This window comes from Aestuariivivens marinum, assembly GCF_022662175.1.
In the GTDB taxonomy this organism is placed as follows: domain Bacteria; phylum Bacteroidota; class Bacteroidia; order Flavobacteriales; family Flavobacteriaceae; genus Aestuariivivens; species Aestuariivivens marinum.
In genome coordinates this window covers 135,464-159,828 of record NZ_JAKMCR010000005.1, presented here as the reverse complement: position 1 = coordinate 159,828, position 24,365 = coordinate 135,464, and the positions used below count along the sequence as shown (strand labels likewise).

Genomic DNA, 24,365 nt, shown 5'->3' with positions numbered 1-24,365 from the left:
CGGCCCCACCGGTTATCACCTGTCCATCGGATCTTACCATAGCCTGTGATGCAGACAGCACTCCTTCTAGTACGGGCAGTGCCACAGCGACGGACAACTGTGACGGTGCTCCGGTTATCACCTTTGTGGATGTGGTAGCAGCAGGTACGGGCAACAATTCCGTGATCACCAGGACCTGGACGGCTACCGATGCCAATAACAATAGTTCTACCTGTGACCAGGTCATTACCATTGAGGACACGGCCCCACCGGTTATCACCTGTCCATCGGATCTTACCATAGCCTGTGATGCAGACAGCACTCCTTCTAGTACGGGCAGTGCCACAGCGACGGACAACTGTGACGGTGCTCCGGTTATCACCTTTGTGGATGTGGTAGCAGCAGGTACGGGCAACAATTCCGTGATCACCAGGACCTGGACGGCTACCGATGCCAATAACAATAGTTCTACCTGTGACCAGGTCATTACTGTAGTTGATAGTACGGCACCTGTACCAGATATTACTACGCTACCGGGAGTGACTTCTGAATGTTCAGTTACTTTAACTCCTCCAACAGCAACAGATAATTGTTCAGGAACTATTGTTGGAACTACAACAGATCCTACCTATTATAATGTTACAGGAACTTATACGGTTACATGGGAGTATACTGATGGTAATGGAAATGTAAGCTCACAAGATCAGGTTGTAATAATTACTAGTATACCTGAACCTGTAAGTTCCGGTGACCAATTATATTGTGAAGGCGACCCTATTCCAGAATTATCAGTTACTGTTAGATCGGGGGAGATAGTTGATTGGTATAATCAAGCATCTGACGGAACATTATTGTTAGCAGATAGCACTACTTTCACTCCGAGTGGACCTGGGACGTATTATGCAGAGGCTAGAGATATTTCACAAAATTGCGTGAGTACCTCTCGAGTTGCTATAACCCTTACAATGAACATTCTTCCTATCATTGATGATATTGCTTTTACTGATCCAACATTTAGTAGTTGCCCAGCGTTGGATGATGGAACGATTACAATTACAGCGACTGGCACTAATTTAGAGTATAGTATTGATGGTGGAGTCACATACCAATCTTCTAATACATTCAACGATCTCATGGTTGGTGATTATACAATTGCTGTTCGAGATAGTATTAATTTATGTGAAACCATTTCTTCAAGTATAACCACTTTAAGTGATAATGGCTGTAATGCAAGTGTTGTGATAACCAAAACTCAAACAACGACTCCTAATATTGTGACTTTTGTGGGTCAAGTTTTGGAATACGAAATAACACTTGAAAACAATGGAAATACAGCACTTCATAATGTTGATGTTCAAGATCTTTTACCTGATGGAACTCAAGGTGTTTTGTCAGGCCCATCTGGAGATTCAAACAATGATAATGCATTAGATGTTGATGAAGTTTGGACTTACACTATAACTTATACAGTTACTTGGGATGATGCACTTGCCGGACTAGACTTAGTGAATGAGGCTTCCGTTACTTCTGTTGAGATTGATACACCAGAATCAGATACAGCTGTTACTCCAATAAATACTTTAGATTTGGAGATTGAGAAGACAGTTGATAGGACAGAAGTATTAGTGGGAGATCTCGTTGTTTTCACAATTGTTGTTTCTAATTTAAGTGATTTTGATGCAACTAATGTAGAGATTAATGAAGTTATTCCGAGTGGATATGAATTTGTATCAGTCACAATTACTTCTGGATCTTACTCTGATTTAAATGGTTTATGGGTGATTCCAAATATATCAGGAGGAGGTATTGAAATATTAGAGATTACGGTGAAAGTTCTTCCAATGGGAGATTACATAAATGTAGCTGAAATACAAGATGTTGAAAACGGAATCGATATTAATCCCGACAATAACCGAGCAGAGGCTTTTGTTGAACCAAATTGTTTGACTATTTATAATGAATTTTCACCTAATGGTGATGGTGATAACGATACATTTGTTATAGATTGTGTTGAACGTTATCCAGAAAGTAAGTTAGAGGTCTATAATCGTTGGGGAACAAAGGTTTATGAAGTTCGAGGATATCAAAATGATTGGGATGGTACTTCTAACGAAAGTTTAATAATAAATGGTTCAGAAAAATTACCAACGGGGACCTACTATTATGTTTTAGATCTTAAAGATGGATCTAAACCTAGGATAGGTTGGTTGTATATAAACAGATAAAATATTCAGAAAGTTGCAATGATTAAAAAGTTACATAAAATAAAAGGGATAACATTAATCTTTGGTGTTTTGTTTCTGTATAATACTCAGGCTCAGCAAGAGCCACAGTATACGCAATATATGTATAACACAATGGTAGTGAATCCAGCCTATGCCGGACAAAGGGAGACATTAAGCATTGTTGGGTTGTATAGAACACAATGGGTTGGGGTTGATGGGGCTCCCGAAACGCAATCATTAGGGATTCATAGCCCAATAAATAATGGTAGGTCAGGGCTGGGATTAGTAGTAGTTAATGATGCTCTTGGACCAGCTAGCGAGATGTCTGTGAATACTAATTTTTCGTATACCATTCCTTTTGATGATAGAGGAGCATACTTTTCTTTTGGTTTTAAAGCAGGTTTTCAACAATTAAAATTGGATTGGAGTAAAGGCATACACCGTGACCCTGATAATGCTTTCAATGAAAATTTAAATTTATTTTCAGCTGTTGTAGGTTCAGGATTTTACCTGTATTCCAATAACTGGTATTTAGGGATGTCTATTCCTAATATTATAACTACAAAGCATTATAATGATTTTCAAGAATCTGTAGCTTCAGAAAGAATGCATTATTACATCATCGGAGGTTATGTGTTTGATTTATCTAAAACAACAAAATTTAAGCCCGCTTTTTTAGTTAAAGCGGTATCAGGTGCTCCTTTAATAGTAGATTTTTCAGCCAATATGTTGTTCAATGAGAAGCTAACTTTTGGATTGGCATGGAGATGGGAGGATTCTATTAGTGTATTAACTGGATTCCAAATAAATAAAAATATATATTTGGGTTATGCATATGATTTAACCACCACTGGATTTAATAATTATAATAGTGGTACACATGAAATCATGTTTAGATTTGAATTAGCAAAATTGGGAAAACTTTTATCACCAAGATTCTTTTAGCATGTATATGAAGTTATTTAAAAACATATTTATAGTAAGTTTAATTCTTTTTACTAATGGTTCTTTTTCACAAGAAAAAATAATAAAGAGTGTGGAAAAGGATTATGATAATTTTGCTTATATAAAAACAACCGAGGTGTTATTAAAGGTTGCTGAAAAAGGATACAGATCTGTAGAGCTTTTTAAAAAACTAGCCAATTCATATTATTTTAATAATAACCTAAAAGAAGCAGCCAAATGGTATGGTTATTTAATGAGAATGAAAGATCCGACCCTTGACCCTGAATATTATTTCAGATATGCTCAAAGCCTTAAGGGTATAGAGGAATATGAGGAGGCAAATATCTGGATGGCCAAGTTTTTTAAGGAGAAACCAGAAGATAGCAGAGGGAGAGCTTTTGTAAACAATGTAGAATATTTATCAGATATTATAAAAGATGACCAAGATATAGACCTAATAAATATTAACATTAATTCGGAGTACTCCGATTTTGGAGGAACCCAATATAAAAATCAATTAGTATTTGCTTCAACAAGAGGAAAGGGAAAACGGTATAATTGGAATGAACAACCTTTTTTGGATTTGTATTATGCAAATAAGATTGATTTAGGTGAATATCTTGAAGAAAAGAAATATAGCAAAGAAGTTAATTCTAAATTTCATGAGTCTTCGGCAGCTTTTACAGCGGACGCAAAATACATGTTTTTTACCAGAAACAATTATTATAAGAAAACATATAAAGAGGATTCTGAAGGAGTTAATCGATTAAAGATATTCAAAGCATCAATGCTCCCCAATGGCGAGTGGGGTGGTATTACATCCGTGCATTTTAATTCTGATGAATATAGTGTAGCCCACCCATCAATTAATAAGGCGGGGACAGTTATGTATTTTGCTTCTGATATGCCTGGTACTATAGGCCTGTCAGATATTTTTAGGGTTGAAATTAATTCAGATGGAAGATTAGGTGTCCCAGAAAATTTAGGTAATGTTATAAATACTGAAGGAGAAGAATCCTTTCCCTTTATAAATGCCAAAGGCGATTTGTTTTTTGCATCAAATGGCCATTTAGGTTTAGGGGGCTTAGATATTTTTGTGGCCCGAAATTTTGAAGACAAATATAAAAATGGAGATAAGATTTTTATAGATAATTTAGGGAAACCAATGAACAGTTCTTTTGAAGATTTTGCTTACGCTGAAGATCAAGAATCTGTCGAGGGGTATTTGTCTTCAAATAGAGATGGAGGGAAAGGTGATGATGATATATATGCATTTCTTATACCTGAATGTAAGCCTATATTAGATGGGATTGTTAAAGAATCAGGTAAAAATATTGCTATTGTAGATTCTAATATTAAACTTTTTGACAATAAAGGAAATGAAATTTTAACCATGAAGTTAGAGGATGTATACAGGTTTGTGTTAGAATTAGAATGTAATAAAGAATATTTAATTAGGGCTGATAAAAAAGGCTATGTTGGGGTTGAGAAACGCTTTACTACTCCTTCTTCTACCAATAGCCTTTTAATTGAATTATTTTTAGATAAAGACGAACACCTAATTAGTGAAGGTGATGATCTTGCACAAATACTAGATATCCCAATAATTTATTTTGATTTCGATAAGTATAATATTCGATACGATGCTCAAGTAGAACTACAAAAGCTATTGAATGTGTTGAAGGAATATCCTAATATGGAAATTGAAATAAGAAGCCATACAGATTGTAGGGGAACGGTAAAATACAATAAATCCTTATCGAACCGAAGGGCTCAATCTACAATGCAATATCTTATAGAAAATGGAATTGCTTCAAACAGGCTAAAAGCAATAGGTTATGGAGAGAGTCAGCCAGTTAATAAGTGTAATTGTGGAGGAGATATAAATATAAAAACATCTATTAAAGATTTAGCATTGGTTAAATTAATAGAGGAAGATAATATCAATTTTAACAAAGTTATAGAAGCAGATAGCATTAAGTTTTATGGTACTAGGGAAATTGCAGGAACAAAAAGCGGTTACTATATAATAGGAAATGTGTACAGCCGAAATTTTTATTTCAAAAAGTTTATGCAGTCGCTTAAGGAAAAAGGATATAGCCCTGAATATTTCACTAATCGAAATAACAATTGGAAGTATGTATATCTTGAATATTTCGATACTTGGCAAGAAGCGGTCGCTTCATATAAATCTAAAATAGATGGTAATTACCAAGATGAAATGTGGATTTTAAAAGTAGATAATGGTGATTTAAGATATGACCATTTGCAAGCTAATGGTTTATCAAATAAAGATGATAATAGTGATGCATCAAATGCTAAGGAAAAAATCACATATCATAATTTTCAGGATACCCAAGGTGTGAAAAGTGGATATTATTTGATTGCAAATGTTTTTAAATCTAAAACAAATGCTATCAAGTTTATTGAGATACTAAAACAACAAGGCCTAGCTGCCGATTCCTTTTTTAACCCTACCAATAATTTTACTTATGTGTATATAAAAAGGTTCGATTCTTTCAAGAGTGCTAAGATAGCAAGTCAGTCTAAGTTAGAAGGAACTTATAATAAAGAAATATGGATTTTAAAAATAAATGGAATAGGTGATGTAGAATGTAGTGAAGCAGAACATCAATTAAATAGACGAAGTGAATTTATAGTTACCAAGATGTAAGACTAAGAGAGTTTAATTATTATGATTTTTTTAGCTATTGAAATTGGTGTAATTAAATATTAGGCGGTATTTTTATTCCATGAAAGAAGATAATGTCATACTGGTAAATGAAAAAAATGAGCAAATAGGGTTAATGCCAAAAATGGAAGCTCATGAAAAAGCTCTGTTGCATCGTGCCTTTTCCGTATTTATTTTTAATAATAACAACGAATTGATGTTACAGCAAAGAGCATTAAGTAAATACCATTCACCTGGCTTGTGGACCAATACCTGTTGTAGTCATCAACGGGATGGTGAAACCAATATAGAAGCTGGAAAAAGACGTTTGCAGGAAGAAATGGGATTTGTGGTAGACCTTGAGGAATCGATTTCATTTATTTACAAAGCCCCTTTTGACAATGGATTAACCGAATATGAATATGACCATATACTTTTAGGAAAATACGATAAAAATCCTAAAATTAACAAAGAAGAAGTTGCTGATTGGAAGTGGATGCCTTTGGAAGCCGTAAGAAAAGATATAAAAAAACATCCAGAAATTTATACAGAATGGTTTAAGGTAATCTTCGATAAATTTTATCCGCATATAAAACCAGAACAGTAATGAAAGTTAAAGTAAGCAGAAAAGCCCATTTTAATGCGGCACATAGATTGTACAATGCCGACTGGACAGATGCTAGGAATGCAACTGTTTTTGGTAAATGCGCTAATCCTAACTATCATGGACATAATTATGAATTGATTGTTTCTGTTACTGGAGAGATTCATCCTGAGACTGGATTTGTTATGGATATGAAGGTTTTAAAACATATCATTGAAACTGAAGTTGAAGAAAAATTCGACCATAAAAATTTAAATGAAGAACTAGGGGAGTTTAAAGAGTTAAATCCAACTGCCGAAAACATTGCTGTTGTTATTTATAACAAAATAAAACCACAGATCGATTCCCATTTAGATTTAGAGATTACGCTTTATGAGACTCCACGTAATTTTGTTACTTATTCTGGAAATTAGCCTTTTCACTATTAAATCCTTACTTATTTTGGTCTGATGTCTTTAGATTAAGAACGTCTAGTTATTACTTTCAATACTTTAAAATAGATTCCAAAAATGTAGTGCTATTTGAAGTTTATGTTTAATTTTGTTGCATAATTTAAAACAAAGAAACATGGCAAATGTTAGAAACCTAAAAAAGGATATTAATTATGTTTTAGGGGATATTATTGAAGCAGTTTACATCTGGGAATATGCAAACACCGATAAAGACACAAAACAAAGTGATGCTATAATAGATGAAGCTATTGAAACTTTTGATGAGTTGATTGCAAAGGTAAATGCTAAAAATGTAGAGGATCCAAAAGCGCATTTTAAAGCAATTAATCAAGAGCTGGAAACTAGGGGAAGAGCTTTAATTGAAAAGATTAATAAGTTAGGATAAAATTTTAATGGCCCTTTACAAATATGATTTTTGCTATTATATTTGCAGCCATTAATGCCTCCATAGCTCAGCTGGCTAGAGCAGCTGATTTGTAATCAGCAGGTCGTGGGTTCGAGTCCCTCTGGAGGCTCAAAAAAAAACCGAATATCGAAAGATATTCGGTTTTTTTCTAATTTCTTTTTGGAGAAGGGTTTGTTTATTTGTTTTCTTTTGCCTTTATTTCCTTAATAAAGGCATCCAATTCCTTTCCATATTTAGAAACTTTTACTTTTGGTGTAAGCGATTTGTTTATAGTGTCCAAAAAATTAATTTTCGCATTATAAATTTCAGTTAACGCCAAATAAGGGGCTACTTCACTATCACTATTATTAATGGCAAAATTTACAGTTTGTAAATATTTACTTTTTATAATATTATTCTGTTTTTTTTCATAATCGATAAATGCAGATGAATCGCCATTTTTTTGAGCGTCAAAACTTTCCTTGATCAAATCTAAATTTCTATGGGTGATTCGGGACATTAATAATTGGTAGTCTTCCAGAACTTTCTGCTGCTCAGAGCCTTTTATCTTGGCATCAAAAACAAAGTTTTTTAGGGTGGTATTAATTTCGGTAACGCCTTTATCTGCAAAAAAGGTAATTCTATCATTTTTGCCATCATTTTTGTCCAAATATAAATAGAAGACTTCAGGTGATTCCAAGTCACTCTTTAATTCAAACATAGAGTTTCCATTAATCACTACAGAGTCAATAGTAATTAAAGAAGTGTCTTTTACCTTTTTTAAATAAACGGTTCCTTTTTTTAGACCTTTAATCGATGTTCTTACAATTAAATCGGGTTGCTCATTACCACACGAAAATGCTAGAAGAGCTGTACATAACAATAAAACTTTTCTCATTATAAGTTGTAAATTTGAAGCGCAAATATCTTAAAAAAATATTTAAAATTAACCTCCTGAAACAATTCTCATCAATTCGGCACAAAGCATTGCTCCATATGTGCCCACAACATAACCAAAAACTGCCAATAAAGCACCAACTGTTGCTAAAGAAGGATGAAATGCCGCTGCTACAACAGGAGCTGAAGCAGCACCGCCAACATTGGCCTGACTACCTACTGCAAGGAAAAAGTAAGGTGCTTTAATAAGCTTAGCAACTAAGATTAGCAGGCCAGCATGAATGGCCATCCAAACTAAACCAATCATAATCAAACCTGGGTTTTCAAAAAGTTTGCTCAAATCCATTTTCATTCCAATGGTAGCCACTAATATGTAAATAAAAACACTACCTATTTTACTGGCACCGGCACCTTCGTAATTTTTTGCTTTAGTAAATGATAGCAGAACACCTAATAATGTAGCTATAGAAATTAGCCAGAAAAACTGACTTCCAAATGAAGACCATGTGCTTTTTGGGTTGCTAACAGCTTCAAAATTTGTATTAAGGAAAGTTGAAATCGAATCGGCTCCCCAATGAGCAATCCCAACAGTAACAAAAGCAAAGGTAAGAATAACCATATAGTCTGTGAGTGTAGGGTTGCGTTTTACACTTTCAGCAAAATCTTGTACTTTTTGTTGAAGCTTGTCAATAGCTGTATTATTGGCTCCTAACCATTTGTCTATCTTATGCTTTTTACCTATACCAATCAATAAAAATGCCATCCATATATTGGCAACAACAATATCAACAAGTACCATACCTCCATATTTATTGGGATTGAACTGATAGATTTCTAGCATCGCTGCTTGGTTGGCACCGCCGCCTATCCAGCTTCCAGCCAAGGTTGCCAAACCACGCCAAACGGCATCAAACCCCACGCCTCCAACAGTGTCTGGAGAAAATGTGGATATAAGCAAAATGGCTAATGGACCACCTATAATAATACCCATTGTACCTGTAAGGAACATAACCAATGCACGCCACCCCAAATTGAAAACAGCTTTTAAATCAACGCTAATGGTTAGAAGAACTAAAGAGGCGGGGAGTAAATATCGACTGGCGACGAAATACGTTTTGGTTTCTTCAGGCGAAATAACCCCAAAAGAACTGAAGATGGCTGGTAGTAGATAACACATTAAAAGTCCAGGGACTATTTTGTAAAACTTATGCCAAAAACCAGAGTTTTTGGATTCTGTGAAAAATACAAAGCCAAGGCACAATATTAAAATACCAAAAACAATAGCGTCATTAGTGATTAGAGGAGTGTTTTCCATAGATTTCATAGTTTGAGCTACAAAATACCAAATAGTTTACAATTAAAAAAGATTAGGGATTTTTGAATGATAAAATAAAAATTTTAAAGTTTGGCACGATAGTTGATATTCTTAAAATGTTACATTCTATAAATAAGTTTATTGAGTGGTTACTTTAAACTTTAGATTGTAAATCATATTTTTGGTTGGTTAGTTAGTAAAAAAGCATCCTTTCTTGGATGCTTTTTTTATGCTTTCTGTTTTACTATTTATAAGGACAACCGCATTTGTCGTTACTTTTAAATAGGTCTGCTACGCTGGTACCATCTGTTCTAAAAATATCTACAGAGAAACTTAGGCTCAATGTCTTAGGGGTATAAGATCTTAAATCGGCTAAGTTAACTCCAAAAGCACTATGATTGATATCCAGAAGTTCTTCTTGAGTGGATTTTGTGCCTATTTCATATCTTAAATCAACACTAAACCGGTTATATCGTGCTAAAATTCCAAAATTTAAACTTGTGGTGTTTTTTTCTATATCCGGACCACCATCACTATATGATGTTACCTGTACACCTTCTAGCTGTATATCACTAAAGAAATTAAAACTTGGGCCGGCGTATATTGAAACATGTTTTGCAATCTCCAATCCAAATAATATGGGTATTTCAAATTTTGTTGCCATCCATTTTGATGCTCTGTTTGGAAAATCATAATGGTTTTCCAAAGACACATAATTTAATTCGGGTTTGATAAAGAAACTTTTAAATTCGGCGATAAAATAACCTCCAATTTGATATCCAATGTCTTTTTTAGGAGAAAAAACTTCATCGGCCTTACTAGCAGCAATCGATCCGCCCCTCGAATTTATATCTCCAATCGTATTGGTAATTAGACCCACTTTTAATCCAAAAATATAGTCTTGCGAAAGCAATAATGTAGATGAATTAAAATAAAAGCATAAGGCTAATAGTAGGTGAATAGCTTTCATTATGTTATAGATTTGGTAATAATTGTTTTGAAATATATAATTAAATACCAAAAAAACCAATGAAATTACGATAAGCAGTAACTTTTTACTTTAAAATGAAGAATTTCGTTGTAATGCAAGTTATTTATCTGATTCTATGAATGTTACAATGTGTTCTATGAGTTCTATGGAAATTTTTCTATTAGGCTCGTTATAAGATTTTGAATTTTCAAGATCATCTCCAACTATAGGAACTAGTACATGGTTCATATCTTGAATAATTTTTAAAGAAGCATTTGGCACAGCTTCTTTTAGCAGATTGGCTTCATTATTACTTACTTGTAAATCTTTAGATCCATTAATTATTAATATGGGTATTTTGAGGGTTTTAATAGATTCGGAAGGATTGTATTGCATCCAATTTATCATAAAAGGTTGAATGTCTTTTTTGAAAATTGAGGTTAAGGCCTCCGGATAATCATTTACCAGCTTACCCTTTTTTAGATTGTTGATTATAGATGTGGATTGATCGGCAAATTGGGGAGCCGTTTTACTAATTTGCTCGATAAGTACATCTCCTATATTTTGTCCAGCTCCAGCTAATGAGATAAAGCCTTCTACGTTCTTCTTAGAAGCTAATATGCCTACCAAACTACCTTGACTGTGTCCAATAACATATATCTTACTATAATCTTCATTGGTTTTAAAATAATCAATGACAGCTATAGCATCCTCTACAAAGTCATTAAACATAATATTGGGGTCTATGTTTCTAAGCCTTATTTGTTTAACAATACGTTTATCATATCTAAATGTAGCAATCCCTTTTTCAGCTAGCTCATGGGCCAGTTTTTTAAGTGCATTATTTTTTAGGAAGTTTTGGTTGCCATCTCGGTCTGTTGGTCCAGAACCACCTATAATAATCGCTAAATAGGCTGTGTTGTTAGCAGGTGAGGTTAATGTGCCGTCAACATGTCTATTTATAACAAGGTTTTTTTCTGTGAATGTTTGCGTTTGTGAAAAAAGGAAACCTTGAATAAAAAATGCGAAAACGAATAATCTAAAAGTCATAGCTAAAATTTAGGTAAATATAATTCAATATAACCATTAAATAGTAACTGTTTAATTTTGGTTTTTAGTATTGCAGTTACTCAAATTCTTGCCTAAAATTGAAACATTGCTATTTGTTAAAATATGTATTTCATCGATTATAGATGCCTATTCATCTTTTAATGTTAAAAAAATATGTATTTCATCGATTATATATGTTTTTAATCGTTTCGTTTCATTTATATTTTTACTTTTGAAGTGTACTAAATAACATACTTTTTAGTTCAATGGATTAATTAATTAATATTTGCATTATGATGTCGATATAGAGACCCTAAATCTACTTCATGAATTAAGCAAATTAAAAGAGAACCGGGTTTGAGGGAACCCGGTTTTTTTGTACCTCAATATTTCCTACTTTTATTTTGCATAATTTAGCTTTTTATGAAGCATCTTATATTTTACCTGTCTTTGTTTATTTATGGTTTTTCTATCGCTCAATTACCAGAAGGATTTGTTGATGCTAAAACTGTTATCCCCAATTTAGATGTTGAATTAAGATATTATGGGAAAAATAATTTTGTTGGCAGAACTATGAATGGTTATATGGTAAATAAACTAATACTAACTAAATCAACAGCTGAAGCTTTAAAATTAGTTCAAGAGGAGCTTCAAATTATGAATTTGCGTTTAAAAGTGTATGATGGCTATAGACCGCAACGCGCTGTTGATGAGTTTATGGTTTGGGCTAGGCAATTAAATGATACCCTAAAAAAAGGTGAGTTTTACCCAGAAGTAAATAAGGAGGATTTATTTAAGGAAGGCTATATAGCGTCTAAATCTGGGCATAGTCGGGGTAGTACGGTAGATTTAACGATTATTGACGGTAACACAGGAAACCCTTTGGATATGGGGAGTCCCTACGACTTTTTTGGACCAATTTCTTGGGTAGACCACGAGGATTTAACAGAGTCACAAAAAGCGAACAGGCTATTATTACAAACGGTGATGCAAAAGCACGGTTTTATAAACTATCCAAAAGAATGGTGGCACTTTACCTTGCGAAATGAGCTCTACCCTAATACTTATTTCGATTTTCCTATTGAATAAAAAAACCTGCTTTCCTTAATGTAGGAAAAACAGGTTTTGCGTTTTTTGATTAATGTTGTTGCTTTATTCTTTATCCAAATTCTTACTCATATTAAAGCCGGTTAATAGTCCTAGACCCGCCATAAAGGTGATGGCGCCAGGTTCAGATATATCGGGATCCATTCCGAACAATGTTAATAATCCAGAAATGAATATACCAGCCCCTATACCCATTAAGAGTAAAGCAAGATTTAAGAATAATGCTTTCCAGACGGTTAGAGTGCGTTTTTTACCACTAACAAAAATACTAGCATCAGCACCTTTGTCAATAAGTGCTAAACGTTCTTTGTTTCTTGTAGATAAATAAAGGTAGAATACACCGAAAACTAGTAGAAAAAAGCTAATTGGAATTAATACTTCAACCATAATTGTTTGTTTTTAATTGATTAATTTTAATGTGTTTGTAACTTAAGACGGCAGTTGTTTCATTTAGGTTACACTTTTTCTTAAATATTTTTCAAGGTATTCTGTAACCTAAAGAAAAGGGTTGTCGTCTTACATAAAAAATGACCACCAACGACGATCAATATTATATTAAACAAATTATTGAAGGCGATACCAAAGCGTTTACCGTTTTAGTAGATCGTTATAAGGATTTGGTGTTCACCTTAACCCTTAGAATGCTTAAAAACAGGGAAGAGGCCGAAGAAGTGGCGCAGGACACTTTTATTAAAGTCTATAAATCACTGAATAGATTTAAAGGGGATTCAAAGTTTTCAACATGGATTTATAAAATAGCGTACAATGCCGGTTTAGATCGATTAAAGAAAAATAAAAAGCGTATAAATAATATAGCCATCAATGAATTTACAGCCCATGAAGTGAAAACAATTGATAATGCCTTAGATAAATTAGAAAACGAAGAAAGGGAGCAAGCCATTAAAAAATGTTTGGATATGTTGCCAAGTGATGACGCTTTTTTACTAACATTGTATTACTATGAAGAATTGACCTTAGAGGAAATATCGAAAACGATTGGATTAACACCCAATAACGTAAAAGTGAAATTATTTAGAAGCCGAAAAAAAATAGCAACTATTTTAAAGCAACAATTAGAACCAGAATTAATAGAAGATTATGAAAGAGAACGCCGATAACTATATAGATGATTTAACCAAAAAAGTAATGGAGGATACTGCCATTGAGCGTCCGTCTTTTAATTTTACCAATACTGTGATGGCAAATGTGAATGCCATAGCTGAAAATAAAGCTACAGTGTATAGACCCTTAATATCTAAAACAGTGTGGTTTTTTGTTATCGGTTTATTTTTAGTTGTATTTCTTTATGTCTTGTTTTTTGCAAACCAGACAGAAGGATTGGGCTGGTTCAATAAGATAGATTTTAGTTTACCTTCTAATTATTTACCAGACTTTAAATTCTCCAAAACAGTTACGTATAGCATTGTGCTTTTTGGATTAATGCTGAGCATTCAGATTCCTATCTTAAAACATCATTTAGATAAACGATTTGAGACATAGTTGGGGCATTATAAAAAGGCTTTTAGTTTTTCCCGCTTTTTTAAAGGTAATGCCACATTGTTTATAGCTAATTCCAAAAGTGTTTTGTCTTTGGTCTTGGCAAACAACAAATGGTTAAGAGCATAAGTGCTTAAGCTATTGTTGGATTGCTTTACTAAAGAAAGTTCATCTCCAACTTTAACATGCCCTTCCTCCAGCACTCTAATGTAAGTGCCAGAATGACCATGTTCTATAAACTGTTTTAAAACCAGTTGGGAGCCAAATTTTACACCTAATTTAAAGCAAGGTTCCCTGGGTTGGGTAATTTGTATGAGTGCCCCTCCAACTTTATAAATATCACCAATTTGTATTTGGGTTTCATTCAATCTAGCTACAGTTAGATTTTCTCCAAACATACCCCAATTCCAGTCTAAGTGGGGGTATAAATTTTTCCAGTAGGGGTATTGCTCTGCCGAAAACAGATAGCAGGCCTTAAACGCACCGCCATGATGCCTTCTATCGGTCACTTCGTCTTGCGTCACGTCATTTTTGCCAAGATAAATGGGGCCATGGGTGGGCGTTTTATAAATACCCGTAGTGATTTGCTTCCCTCGCCAGGTGATGGTGGTTGGTTTGGCAATATTGGTAGAGGTTATTTTCATGGATCGTTTAACGGTTTGAATATCTTGTGTTTGGCATTACATTACTGCTCCAATTTTTGAATTTACTATTATGTTTATTCATTTCTATAGTCTTCATTTTTAGCACTAACTGCCCAATGCACTATATTTATTGTTGTATTGCGTTTGATTTTGGGTAGATCAGATATAAACTATTCCTAGTTGGTGATGAAGTAATCTGAAATATTATAAGCTATTTCTTGTTTATTTTGAATCCATGAAGTGCTGTCCACGGTTTACCTTCATCATTAAAGCCACTAGGCAAAAACAAGTAAGAAGGAACCTCATCAACCATTATTATTTTAGGCCGCTCATATTTGTTGTTGCCATAAACAGTCTTTCCTTTAGAGAAATCTTGATTCGGAAACATTTTTGGACGGGCTTCCCATGCAATAGACTTCGGCACCATCACAACCTCTCCTGTTCTTTCAAAATGACCCAAATCCATTTCTGAATATATACCGCCATCTACTGAGTACATGCCATAATTATCGCACATTGTAGCTGAGATTATACCATCTTCATTAACATAGGCACAGAGGTCTTCCACTTTTTTTCCAGCAGGAGCCGCAAATACCGATCCAACTTGTTCAATGTATGGACCTTCAAGTTTATCTGCAACTGCTACTCCGAGTGAAGTATTATCATGCCTACTTCCTTTATTAGTTTTCATTGGCACCATTCGAGGATTATACATAAAGAACAAAAAGTATTTATCGCGAAACTTTACGAGTGAATTATTATCTGTCCCTCTCAAACTTTTGTATGATGGGTAACCTGCTTCAGAAGCCTTTTGCATAATCATCCCAACATCTTGCCATGGACCTTCAGGGTTTTTGGCAATTTTCATTCCAATTTTGGCATCTGAAATAGCTCCTTTTTCAGGGTATGAAATATAAGTTAAAACGTATTTTCCATCAATAATCTTTACCTCTGGATTGTGAGCCGTGTAGCGATTCCATACACCATCTTTATCGCCCCCTGGTCTTGCACTTAGAATTGTCTTTACAAATTGGTATGGGCCTTCTGGATTATCCGCCTTAAAATAATTGACCTCGGACTCAGTACTCCATGCAGAAAATTTATGTTTTATTTTCCATTGACAAGCATACATGTGAAATTTACCATCTTCACTTTGAACAACAGATGTTCCCCAAGTGTGATAGTTTGGTCTATCGAGAATTACTCCAAGATATTCAAGATTATCAACAAATTCACGAGAAACTGAAGGAAGTGATTCTTCAGTTGATGGGTACATTTTTACTTCTTTTTCAGAGCATGCATAAAAAAGGCTCATGCTAATAATTATCAAAACAATATGTGTTACAGTTCTCATACTTTTTGATATTTTAAAAATTCTTTCACTATCAGATATAACATTAATCATATAACTGGCGGTAATATATTATCGTTTCCAATGCAATACAACTTTAAGATAAAAAACGTTATAATATTGTTTATCGGTAGTTAAACAAAGTTAGTTGATAATTTTTACAAAGTCAACTTTCTACCAAAACAAAAACCACCTTGTTAAACAAAGTGGTTTAGAAATTTATAAAAAGATTGCTGCGACTTTCATTTCGAGAGCCTCAATGACCTCCTCGCAATGATATCTATTTTATCATGTCGTAGCTACGTTTAATAAAATTGGTCAATTCTTCTCCCTTAAGTAAGCCTTGCGACAAACGGGCCAAGTCTAAACTTTGGTTTATTAAACGTTCTTGTTTCTTTTTGGTTTTAGTATTTAAAATTTCGCTTACCAAATCATGATTGGTGTTCACTACCAAATTGTACATTTCTGGCATACCACCCATGCCAAACATACCGCCACCACCAGTTTGTTGCATTTCTTTCATACGTCGCATAAACTCGGGTTGTGTTATTATAAATGGTGATGCTTTGCTATCCATAGCCTCAAGTTGTACCATGAATTTTTCTGAAGGAATGACTTCTTTCAATAACTCATCTAAGGCTTTCTTTTGGTCATCATCTAATTTAGAAATAGTTGTATCGTTCTTCTTGATTAAATTATCAATATGGTCTGCATCTACACGAGTAAAAGAGATTTTCTCCTTAGTAGTTTCCAATTTTTGCATCAAATGCGACACAATTGGAGAGTCTAAAAGTAATACCTCATAACCTTTGTCTTTAGCTGCTTCAATATAGCTGTGTTGCGCGTCTTTGTCTGCAGCATAAAGGATGATTAATTTATCGTCCTTATCGGTTTGTTTAGCTTTAATTTTATTGTAAAGTTCTTCGTAGGTATAGTACTTCCCATCAACTGTTGGGTATAGGGCAAAAGCATCAGCTTTTTCAAAGAATTTTTCTTCCGAAAGCATTCCGTATTCAATAACAATTTTAATGTCGTTCCATTTATTTTCAAAATCTTCACGGTTATTGTTGAATAACGATTTTAATTTATCGGCTACTTTACGTGTTATATAGGACGAAATCTTTTTAACAGCCCCATCGGCTTGTAGGTAGGAACGCGATACGTTAAGAGGGATGTCTGGTGAGTCAATGACACCACGAAGCATAGTCAAGAATTCAGGAACAATGCCTTCTACATTATCGGTTACAAACACCTGATTTTGGTATAGTTGAATACGATCTTTTTGAATGTTAAGGTCGTTGGTCATTTTAGGGAAATACAATATCCCAGTTAGGTTGAACGGGTAGTCCACGTTTAAATGAATATTAAACAAAGGCTCTTCAAACTGCATAGGATACAATTCCCTGTAGAAGTTTTTGTAATCGTCATCCTTTAAATCTGTGGGCTGTTTGGTCCATGCAGGGTTTGGATTATTTATAATATCGTCAACCGTTATTTTTCTATGAGGTTCTTTAGTTTCCTTGCCGTCTTTGTCGGTTATAGTTTGCGGTTCATGCTCAGGGTCATTTATTTCCTTGGTTCCAAATTTAATTGGGATAGGCATGAACTTATTATATTTTAACAATAACTCACGAATACGGGATTCTTCTAAGAATTCTTTTTCATCATCAGATATATGAAGAATGATTTCGGTTCCTCTTTCGGTCTTGTCGTGTGGTTCTAGAGTAAACTCGGGAGAGCCATCGCAAGTCCAGTGGGCAGCCGGCTCATCTTTGTATGATTTGGTTATGATTTCTACTTTATTGGCTACCATAAAAGCAGAGTAAAACCCTAAACCAAAATGACCTATAATGCCAGTGTCTTTGGCAGAATCCTTGTATTTATCTAGAAATTCTTCGGCACCGGAAAAAGCCACTTCGTTAATATACTTTTCAACTTCTTCGGCCGTCATCCCCAAACCTTGATCGATGATGTGGAGTTTTTTGCCTTTTTTATCAATTTTAACTTCAATTTGCGGATTGCCGTATTCAACTTTAGCATCGCCAACGTTGGCAAGGTGCTTTAGTTTTAATGTGGCATCTGTAGCATTACTAATAAGCTCACGTAAAAAGATTTCGTGGTCGCTGTATAAGAATTTTTTAATGAGTGGGAAGATGTTTTCTACCGATACATTAATGTTTCCTTTTGTCATAATATTTGTTTATTTTTCTTTTCCGGCCTATGCGGAAAACCATTCAACTTAAAATTTTAATTCGTCTTAAAGATTTAGTCAAAAAAAATACCAAGCCAAAAAAAGTGACAAACTGACACATCTTCTTTTTTAAAATATAATCTTTCAAAACTTACAAAACACAAAATTCAAGAACACATATCTATATATTAAGTGTTTTGGAATTTGAATTTATATAATTGGAATTTAATAACAGTTATCGTAATTTGTATTGCTTAAAATAATTGACTATGTACAATTCTAGAATAATAGGTTTAGGAAAATATGTTCCTGATAATGTGGTAACTAACAATGATTTATCTAAAATGATGGATACCACTGACGAATGGATACAGGAACGGACAGGAATTAAAGAGCGTCGATGGATAAAGGATGGCAGTGACGACACATCGGCAGTTATGGGAGCCAAGGCGGCTAAGATTGCCATTGAACGTTCAGGATTGACTAAGGATGATATTGATTTTATTGTCTTTGCAACATTAAGCCCAGACTATTACTTTCCAGGCTGTGGTGTGCAAATACAAAATATGCTGGATATGCCAACGGTTGGAGCTTTGGATGTTCGAAACCAGTGCACTGGCTTTGTGTATGCTGTTGCAGTAGCCGACCAATTTATAAAAACGGGTATGTATAAAAATATTTTGGTTATAGGGGCAGAATATCATTCAGGAGGTCTCGATAAAACTACCAGAGGAAGAGGTGTTACTGTTATTTTTGGTGATGGCGCTGGTGCTGCTGTATTAAGTAGAACAGAAGATAATACAAAAGGAATATTATCGTCACATTTACATTCAGAAGGTAAATATGCCGAAGAACTTATCGTGGCAGGCCCTAGCATAAAACACTGGGTACCGGAAATTTTAGAGGCCAATAATCCAGACGATACCTCTTATTATCCTTATATGAACGGAACATTTGTATTTAAGCATGCCGTTGTTCGTTTTAGTGAGGCTATTGTAGAAGGGTTACAGGCTAATAATTTGAAGAAAGAAGATATAGACATGTTAATACCGCATCAAGCCAATCTTAGAATTTCCCAGTTTATCCAAAAGAAGTTTGGTTTGCAGGACCACCAAGTGTTTAATAACATCCAAAAATATGGAAATACTACGGCGGCTTCAGTAGTAATTGCCTTAACTGAGGCATGGGAAGAAGGAAAGATCAAAGAGGGGGATACTGTCGTTTTAGCTGCATTTGGAAGCGGGTTTACTTGGGGAAGTGTGATCTTAAAATGGTAGCATATATTTGTAAAAATCAAAAAACCTGAAACGGTAGTTTCAGGTTTTTTTAGCTATTAATCAACTCCAACTAACACTAAAAATTTCGTGAAGTATATATATTAGACGTAAAAGTTTGTGAAATATTGCAGTATTAACAAAATTTAACAAAAAAACCCGGAATCCATTTACTCCCGGGTTTTTAAAATTTAGTACTCTTTGTCATACGAATTTTTCTTTTAGGTGACTAACTCTAAATAATTAACTTCGCTTGGTACATTTCTATAACGTACAATAATATTTTTTATTGTGCGGTAGTGAAAAAAAAAGAAAAAAGTGTCCATATGGCTTATGGACACTTTTAGTGAATGAATTTATGTTTTACAGGAACCCTCTGTTATTTGATTTAATATTGTCCTCTCTTGTTTTTCGAGATTTAGCACGATACTTTCCGCCACCAAACCTGTAGTTCAAACTAACGCTCCAAGTGTTGCTTTCCCAGTTAAAAGTACCTTTAGAAGGATATGGTCTTTGACCATCAAAACTAAATTTCATAGTATTGAAAATATCATTGTAATTAAATCCAAAAGTGGCTCGGTTGTCTTCGAGGAAACTATAGCGCATGCCTAGATTAACAAAATACATGGGGTTAACATCAAATTGTAGCGATTTATTTTCACCTCTGTAAAACCCAAAAGCTGTAAGCGTTAATTTTTGGTTAAGACTATAATTGTTAAACATTCTTAAATTCCAAGCCGCATTATCAACTTCGGTTACATTAGTTTCAATATCGGATATAGTTGCATTTTCTAAAAGAACACCATCTTTAATATTTTCAGCAATTCCTTTTTGGGTTTGTGAGTATAAGTCGAAACTACTATTAATACTCCACCATTTAAAAGGCCTGTAGTTACTAGATATTTCAATTCCAAAAGCAGAAGTATTGTCAAAATTATCGTGGCTTAAAATTACACGACCAGAAGTAACATCGGTTCGATCTACAAATAGTACTCTATTGATTTCATCGGATATGGCACGATAGAATAAACCAGCAGTTACGCTACCTTTTCTGTTGTTTAAGTTTCTAGTATAGTTTAATTCAATAGAGTTGGTGAATTGAGGTTCCAAATCTTGTTTTCCATAAGAAGATATTAAAGGGGCACTCCATTCTTTAATAGGGTTTACCTGACCAATGCCTGGTCGGTCTACACGGCGGCTATAACTAAATTGATAGGAATTTTTGTCAGAAGGTGAATGCGTTATAAATAAAGAAGGATATACTTGAAAATAATCATTGTCGAATGCTATTTCTGTAACTTCATTTGTTACTACATCCTGTTGAAGCGCAATAGCATCAACATTAACATTTTCAAGTCTAGCCCCTATTTGATAAGTCCATTTATCCAATTTTTTACTATAGGTGGCATAAGCGGAATAAATATCTCTAGTGTAATCAAAATTTGTACTAGGTGTAGGCACTAAATCTCCAAATTCGTTATAGGATTCACCAGTTGAAGCATAAACAATATCGGTATTGAATAAACGTGCTTGTAAACCCAATTCTAACTTTGAATTTTCAGATAAAGGATTTACATAGTCTAAGTCAATAGTGGTATTGCTACGTTTGGTATCATTGAAGTCTATATAATCGCTTAAGGGTCCTGCAATTTGATCAAAAAACACGGGGTTTTCACCATTGTAGGTGTTATGGTCTATTTCCAATTCTATATTAGAACCTTCTTTTGCAAAATCAATTTTATAATCAAAATTATATTGAAAAGAGGTATTATCTCCAATGTTGGTAAAAATCTGGTCTTGGTTAAATGATGTGTTGTTATAGAATATGACATTTGTCTTACCTGTTGTATTATTATTGGATATATTTTGGTTGGTGAAAACAGAAATGGTGTGCTGGTCATTTAAATAAACATCGACACCAACTTTATATTGGTGGTTTTCCCTTTTATCTAAAGTTTTAAAGAATTGTTCTGAGTTGTTTTCAGGACTAAACACATTGCCGTTATTCCTGTTTTTAGAAATATTATTACTATAGCTGCCAAAAAAATTTAACTTTCCATTTCTGTAATTTATATTAAGGGCACTATTGAATTTAGGCTCTTTTTCATAGGTAAGACTAGTATTTATATTACCATTAAGCCCCATCATTGTGTTTTTATGCAGCACGATATTAATGATGCCGCTCATGCCTTCAGGGTTATATTTGGCTGAAGGATTGGTGATTAATTCAATAGACTTAATAGCTGTTGAAGGAATTTGCTTTAGCAATTGAGCAGTAGGAATAGTAGATAATTTACCGTCTACCATGACCTGTACATTAGAATTACCACGTAAACTAATATCCCCAGTTTGAGCATCAACGCCAACAGATGGAATTCCTATCATGAGTTCGGATGCTGTTCCGCTAGCTGCTAAGTCCTTACCTATTGTAATTACTTTTCTGTCTACTTTTTGTTGTATGGTGGAGACTTCGGCTACAACTGTAACTTCATCCAAGCCTTCAGCTTCTTCTTCTAAATAGATACTACCTAAGTCTATTTTATATTTGCCCTTTCCTATTTTTAGACTCTTCTTAATGGTTTTATATCCTATGTATTGTATATTAACAATAATATTGCCTTCAGCTATTTTTTTAATTTCAAAAGTGCCTTCGTCGTTAGTAATGCCTCCTGTTAACGTTTTACCGTTAGAGTCGGTTACTATTACATTAACATAAGGTAATGGTTGCTTTAGATTGGCATCTAATACAATACCAGTAATAGAACCAGTTTTGTCGATTTCTTTTTCAGGATCTATATGGCGGGCTTGTGCGATTAAAGAACAAAGTATAGCGCATAAAAAGAATAGTCTTTTCATTATGATTGATTGTATTTTTTTGATTGATGTTTGAATTGTAGACGCTAAATGTGGATTTATGTTACTACATTTATATCTTATTAACTTTATTTTAACAAATGATTAAGAGAACACTGGTTTTTGGGGCATCCTTAAAACCTAATAGGTATAGTAATTATGCAGTTCAACGCTTGGTGGCTAACGGCATTGATGTGGTGGCATTTGGAAAGAGAGAGGGTGATATTGGTAATGTTAAAATTAAAACTGAATTAGTGCTTTATGACAATGTACATACGGTAACCTTATATTTAAATCCCAAACGGCAAAAAACATTTTACAATTATATTGTTTCATTAAAGCCCGAACGTGTAATATTTAATCCAGGGACAGAAAATCCAGAATTCTTTGCTACTCTAAAAGCAAACAACATTCCGTATGAAGCGTCCTGTACTTTAGTGCTTCTTGCGACGAATCAGTATTAGACCTAAAAAAGTGAGGAGACCGTTTACAATTAAAATTTCGAATCCAATTTGGTAACCATTTAGTAAATCTATTGAGTAAGTATTTATTAAATAAGATATAATAGGAGCGATGATGGCAATAATCCAAACGTATTTATCTTTGAGCTCTGCTTTGGTAAAAATACCATATGCAAATAGGCCTAATAATGGCCCGTAAGTATAACCAGCGGCTTTAAACAGTTCCCAAATAACCGAAACATCTTTAAAAATAGTGTCAAATAGTACGATAATTACAACCAATACAAGACTTATGAAAATATGGGCACGTTTTCTAACTTTTTTTTGTGACTCTTTAGGTTTTTTATCCAGTTCAATTATGTCTATACAGAAAGAGGTTGTTAATGAGGTTAATGCAGAATCTGCACTGGAATAGGCTGCAGCAATTAAGCCTAAAAGGAAGAATGCTGAAGTCATTATGCCAATTTCAGGCAACATGGCTATGGTTGGAAACAAATCGTCTTTTCTTTCGGTTATATTATGCATATCGGCATATTGGGTAAGCAAAAGGCCCAATGCAAGGAAAAGAATGTTCACGAAAATGAGCACTATACTAAAGGAAATCATATTCTTTTGGGCTTCTTTTAAGTTTTTGCAGGTTAGATTCTTTTGCATCATATCTTGGTCAAGTCCAGTCATAGTTATAGTAATGAACATACCAGCTAAAAAACTTTTTATAAAATATTGGGCATCATTAACATCATCAAGGAAAAAGGTTTTGCTCATAGGGCTACCCTTAATATTTGCATATATTTCTGAAATACTGTTTAAATCTAATGCAGAAGCTAAAAAAGCAATAGTAACTACAACCGATATGAGCATAAAAAGCGTTTGAAGTGTATCAGTAAAAATAATGGTCTTAATGCCACCTTTAAAGGTATATAGCCAAATAAGTGCAATGGTAATTATTACCGTAACCGTAAAAGGTATATGGTATTGGTCAAAAATTAAAAGTTGAAGCACTTTGGAGACCAAAAATAATCTAAAAGCGGCTCCAACAGTTCTGGAGATTAAAAAGGCAACAGATCCTGTTTTGTAACTGGTATTGCCAAATCGGTCCTTAAGATAAGTGTAAATAGAAGTTAAATTTAACTTATAATAAATTGGCAATAATACATAAGCAATAATTAAATACCCGAAAAAATACCCAAAAACAACTTGTAAATATCCAAATTGTTTGGCTTCAACAGCACCTGGAACCGAAATGAATGTGACACCAGAAAGTGAAGCGCCAATCATACCAAAGGCAACCAAATACCAAGGAGCCGATTTATTGGCCTTAAAAAAGGCATCGTTAGAATCTTCTTTACCGGTAAAATAGGATATAAGGATTAACACCCCAAAGTATGCTAATATTAATAAGATTATTTGTGTTGTAGTCATGTAGTATATAATTCAAGGTTTTAAATTACAACTATTAATATTCAAAATCTAAAGCTTAAGTACTTTTTGTTC

General features: G+C 33.9%; 21 protein-coding genes and 1 tRNA gene. 12 read left to right on the top strand and 10 right to left on the bottom strand.

Annotated elements, in window-relative coordinates:
- From MR053_RS12380 to MR053_RS12350, 7 genes are all read left to right on the top strand, one after another.
- Window positions 1-2,204 (top strand): T9SS type B sorting domain-containing protein (locus tag MR053_RS12380; RefSeq protein WP_242132740.1); only part of this gene is annotated, 2,204 nt, incomplete at its 5' end.
- Between the two features lie 18 nt (window positions 2,205-2,222).
- Window positions 2,223-3,149, top strand: coding sequence for a PorP/SprF family type IX secretion system membrane protein (locus MR053_RS12375; protein WP_242132739.1), 927 nt, complete (start codon window positions 2,223-2,225; stop codon window positions 3,147-3,149).
- 7 nt (window positions 3,150-3,156) lie between these two features.
- On the top strand, window positions 3,157-5,823 hold the full coding sequence (locus tag MR053_RS12370) for an OmpA family protein (protein WP_242132738.1): 2,667 nt from the start codon (window positions 3,157-3,159) through the stop codon (window positions 5,821-5,823).
- 79 nt (window positions 5,824-5,902) lie between these two features.
- Window positions 5,903-6,427 carry an isopentenyl-diphosphate Delta-isomerase gene (gene idi, locus MR053_RS12365; RefSeq protein ID WP_242132737.1) on the top strand — a complete coding sequence of 175 codons (525 nt, stop codon included), beginning with the start codon at window positions 5,903-5,905 and terminating at the stop codon, window positions 6,425-6,427.
- Window positions 6,427-6,837, top strand: coding sequence for a 6-pyruvoyl trahydropterin synthase family protein (locus MR053_RS12360; protein ID WP_242132736.1), 411 nt, complete (start codon window positions 6,427-6,429; stop codon window positions 6,835-6,837). The genes idi and MR053_RS12360 overlap by 1 nt, the downstream gene beginning before the upstream one ends.
- Before the next feature lie 154 nt (window positions 6,838-6,991).
- Complete coding sequence (locus tag MR053_RS12355) at window positions 6,992-7,261, top strand: hypothetical protein (protein ID WP_242132735.1); 270 nt, start codon at window positions 6,992-6,994, stop codon at window positions 7,259-7,261.
- A gap of 56 nt (window positions 7,262-7,317) precedes the next feature.
- A tRNA-Thr gene (locus tag MR053_RS12350) sits at window positions 7,318-7,391 on the top strand.
- Window positions 7,392-7,457: 66 nt separating this feature from the next.
- Here MR053_RS12350 and MR053_RS12345 read toward each other — a convergent pair.
- From MR053_RS12345 to MR053_RS12330, 4 genes are all read right to left on the bottom strand, one after another.
- The gene (locus MR053_RS12345) at window positions 7,458-8,159 is read right to left on the bottom strand and encodes a DUF4369 domain-containing protein (protein WP_242132734.1); all 702 of its coding nucleotides are present in this window, start codon (window positions 8,157-8,159) and stop codon (window positions 7,458-7,460) included.
- Window positions 8,160-8,207: 48 nt separating this feature from the next.
- The gene (locus MR053_RS12340; protein WP_242132733.1) at window positions 8,208-9,473 is read right to left on the bottom strand and encodes a DUF819 family protein; all 1,266 of its coding nucleotides are present in this window, start codon (window positions 9,471-9,473) and stop codon (window positions 8,208-8,210) included.
- A 244-nt stretch (window positions 9,474-9,717) separates the two neighbouring features.
- Window positions 9,718-10,443 (bottom strand): PorT family protein, encoded by a 726-nt coding sequence (locus tag MR053_RS12335; RefSeq protein ID WP_242132732.1) that lies wholly within the window; start codon window positions 10,441-10,443, stop codon window positions 9,718-9,720.
- 120 nt (window positions 10,444-10,563) lie between these two features.
- The gene (locus MR053_RS12330) at window positions 10,564-11,493 is read right to left on the bottom strand and encodes an alpha/beta hydrolase (protein WP_242132731.1); all 930 of its coding nucleotides are present in this window, start codon (window positions 11,491-11,493) and stop codon (window positions 10,564-10,566) included.
- Window positions 11,494-11,916: 423 nt separating this feature from the next.
- Here MR053_RS12330 and MR053_RS12325 point away from each other — a divergent pair, with 423 nt between their 5' ends.
- Entirely contained in the window at window positions 11,917-12,582 is a 666-nt protein-coding gene (locus tag MR053_RS12325; RefSeq protein WP_242132730.1) for a M15 family metallopeptidase, read from the top strand.
- A gap of 63 nt (window positions 12,583-12,645) precedes the next feature.
- Here MR053_RS12325 and MR053_RS12320 read toward each other — a convergent pair whose 3' ends face one another.
- Entirely contained in the window at window positions 12,646-12,987 is a 342-nt protein-coding gene (locus tag MR053_RS12320) for a DUF6249 domain-containing protein (protein ID WP_242132729.1), read from the bottom strand.
- A gap of 140 nt (window positions 12,988-13,127) precedes the next feature.
- Here MR053_RS12320 and MR053_RS12315 point away from each other — a divergent pair, with 140 nt between their 5' ends.
- Both MR053_RS12315 and MR053_RS12310 read left to right on the top strand, forming a co-directional pair.
- Window positions 13,128-13,718 (top strand): RNA polymerase sigma factor, encoded by a 591-nt coding sequence (locus MR053_RS12315; RefSeq protein WP_242132728.1) that lies wholly within the window; start codon window positions 13,128-13,130, stop codon window positions 13,716-13,718.
- On the top strand, window positions 13,699-14,100 hold the full coding sequence (locus MR053_RS12310) for a hypothetical protein (protein ID WP_242132727.1): 402 nt from the start codon (window positions 13,699-13,701) through the stop codon (window positions 14,098-14,100). The genes MR053_RS12315 and MR053_RS12310 overlap by 20 nt, the downstream gene beginning before the upstream one ends.
- A gap of 8 nt (window positions 14,101-14,108) precedes the next feature.
- On the opposite strand, the gene MR053_RS12305 is transcribed toward MR053_RS12310, so the two are convergent.
- The 3 genes from MR053_RS12305 to htpG all read right to left on the bottom strand — a co-directional run bounded on the left by MR053_RS12305 (window position 14,109) and on the right by htpG (window position 18,283).
- Window positions 14,109-14,741 carry an MOSC domain-containing protein gene (locus tag MR053_RS12305; protein ID WP_242132726.1) on the bottom strand — a complete coding sequence of 211 codons (633 nt, stop codon included), beginning with the start codon at window positions 14,739-14,741 and terminating at the stop codon, window positions 14,109-14,111.
- A gap of 211 nt (window positions 14,742-14,952) precedes the next feature.
- Window positions 14,953-16,095 (bottom strand): glycoside hydrolase family protein, encoded by a 1,143-nt coding sequence (locus MR053_RS12300; RefSeq protein ID WP_242132725.1) that lies wholly within the window; start codon window positions 16,093-16,095, stop codon window positions 14,953-14,955.
- 277 nt (window positions 16,096-16,372) lie between these two features.
- Window positions 16,373-18,283 carry a molecular chaperone HtpG gene (gene htpG / locus MR053_RS12295; RefSeq protein WP_242132724.1) on the bottom strand — a complete coding sequence of 637 codons (1,911 nt, stop codon included), beginning with the start codon at window positions 18,281-18,283 and terminating at the stop codon, window positions 16,373-16,375.
- Window positions 18,284-18,552: 269 nt separating this feature from the next.
- On the opposite strand from htpG, the gene MR053_RS12290 reads away from it, so the two are divergent.
- Window positions 18,553-19,560, top strand: a complete 1,008-nt coding sequence (locus MR053_RS12290) for a 3-oxoacyl-ACP synthase III family protein (RefSeq protein WP_242132723.1) — start codon at window positions 18,553-18,555, stop codon at window positions 19,558-19,560.
- 360 nt (window positions 19,561-19,920) lie between these two features.
- On the opposite strand, the gene MR053_RS12285 is transcribed toward MR053_RS12290, so the two are convergent.
- Window positions 19,921-22,413, bottom strand: a complete 2,493-nt coding sequence (locus MR053_RS12285; RefSeq protein WP_242132722.1) for a TonB-dependent receptor domain-containing protein — start codon at window positions 22,411-22,413, stop codon at window positions 19,921-19,923.
- Window positions 22,414-22,511: 98 nt separating this feature from the next.
- On the opposite strand from MR053_RS12285, the gene MR053_RS12280 reads away from it, so the two are divergent.
- A complete protein-coding gene (locus MR053_RS12280; RefSeq protein WP_242132721.1) occupies window positions 22,512-22,874 on the top strand; it encodes a CoA-binding protein in 363 nt (120 codons plus the stop codon).
- On the opposite strand, the gene MR053_RS12275 is transcribed toward MR053_RS12280, so the two are convergent.
- Complete coding sequence (locus MR053_RS12275; protein ID WP_242132720.1) at window positions 22,845-24,293, bottom strand: sodium:solute symporter; 1,449 nt, start codon at window positions 24,291-24,293, stop codon at window positions 22,845-22,847. The genes MR053_RS12280 and MR053_RS12275 overlap by 30 nt on opposite strands.
- Window positions 24,294-24,365 lie beyond the last annotated feature (72 nt).

Bases quoted from the DNA above. Each gene is read 5' to 3' on its own strand.
- MR053_RS12305 (WP_242132726.1), bottom strand. From the start codon at position 14,741: ATGAAAATAACCTCTACCAATATTGCCAAACCAACCACCATCACCTGG.
- MR053_RS12300 (WP_242132725.1), bottom strand. From the start codon at position 16,095: ATGAGAACTGTAACACATATTGTTTTGATAATTATTAGCATGAGCCTT.
- MR053_RS12320 (WP_242132729.1), bottom strand. From the start codon at position 12,987: ATGGTTGAAGTATTAATTCCAATTAGCTTTTTTCTACTAGTTTTCGGT.
- MR053_RS12375 (WP_242132739.1), top strand. From the start codon at position 2,223: ATGATTAAAAAGTTACATAAAATAAAAGGGATAACATTAATCTTTGGT.
- MR053_RS12335 (WP_242132732.1), bottom strand. From the start codon at position 10,443: ATGAAAGCTATTCACCTACTATTAGCCTTATGCTTTTATTTTAATTCA.
- MR053_RS12345 (WP_242132734.1), bottom strand. From the start codon at position 8,159: ATGAGAAAAGTTTTATTGTTATGTACAGCTCTTCTAGCATTTTCGTGT.
- idi (WP_242132737.1), top strand. From the start codon at position 5,903: ATGAAAGAAGATAATGTCATACTGGTAAATGAAAAAAATGAGCAAATA.
- MR053_RS12280 (WP_242132721.1), top strand. From the start codon at position 22,512: ATGATTAAGAGAACACTGGTTTTTGGGGCATCCTTAAAACCTAATAGG.
- MR053_RS12355 (WP_242132735.1), top strand. From the start codon at position 6,992: ATGGCAAATGTTAGAAACCTAAAAAAGGATATTAATTATGTTTTAGGG.
- MR053_RS12360 (WP_242132736.1), top strand. From the start codon at position 6,427: ATGAAAGTTAAAGTAAGCAGAAAAGCCCATTTTAATGCGGCACATAGA.
- MR053_RS12310 (WP_242132727.1), top strand. From the start codon at position 13,699: ATGAAAGAGAACGCCGATAACTATATAGATGATTTAACCAAAAAAGTA.
- MR053_RS12275 (WP_242132720.1), bottom strand. From the start codon at position 24,293: ATGACTACAACACAAATAATCTTATTAATATTAGCATACTTTGGGGTG.
- MR053_RS12340 (WP_242132733.1), bottom strand. From the start codon at position 9,473: ATGGAAAACACTCCTCTAATCACTAATGACGCTATTGTTTTTGGTATT.
- MR053_RS12370 (WP_242132738.1), top strand. From the start codon at position 3,157: ATGAAGTTATTTAAAAACATATTTATAGTAAGTTTAATTCTTTTTACT.
- MR053_RS12325 (WP_242132730.1), top strand. From the start codon at position 11,917: ATGAAGCATCTTATATTTTACCTGTCTTTGTTTATTTATGGTTTTTCT.
- MR053_RS12330 (WP_242132731.1), bottom strand. From the start codon at position 11,493: ATGACTTTTAGATTATTCGTTTTCGCATTTTTTATTCAAGGTTTCCTT.
- MR053_RS12290 (WP_242132723.1), top strand. From the start codon at position 18,553: ATGTACAATTCTAGAATAATAGGTTTAGGAAAATATGTTCCTGATAAT.
- MR053_RS12315 (WP_242132728.1), top strand. From the start codon at position 13,128: ATGACCACCAACGACGATCAATATTATATTAAACAAATTATTGAAGGC.
- MR053_RS12285 (WP_242132722.1), bottom strand. From the start codon at position 22,413: ATGAAAAGACTATTCTTTTTATGCGCTATACTTTGTTCTTTAATCGCA.
- htpG (WP_242132724.1), bottom strand. From the start codon at position 18,283: ATGACAAAAGGAAACATTAATGTATCGGTAGAAAACATCTTCCCACTC.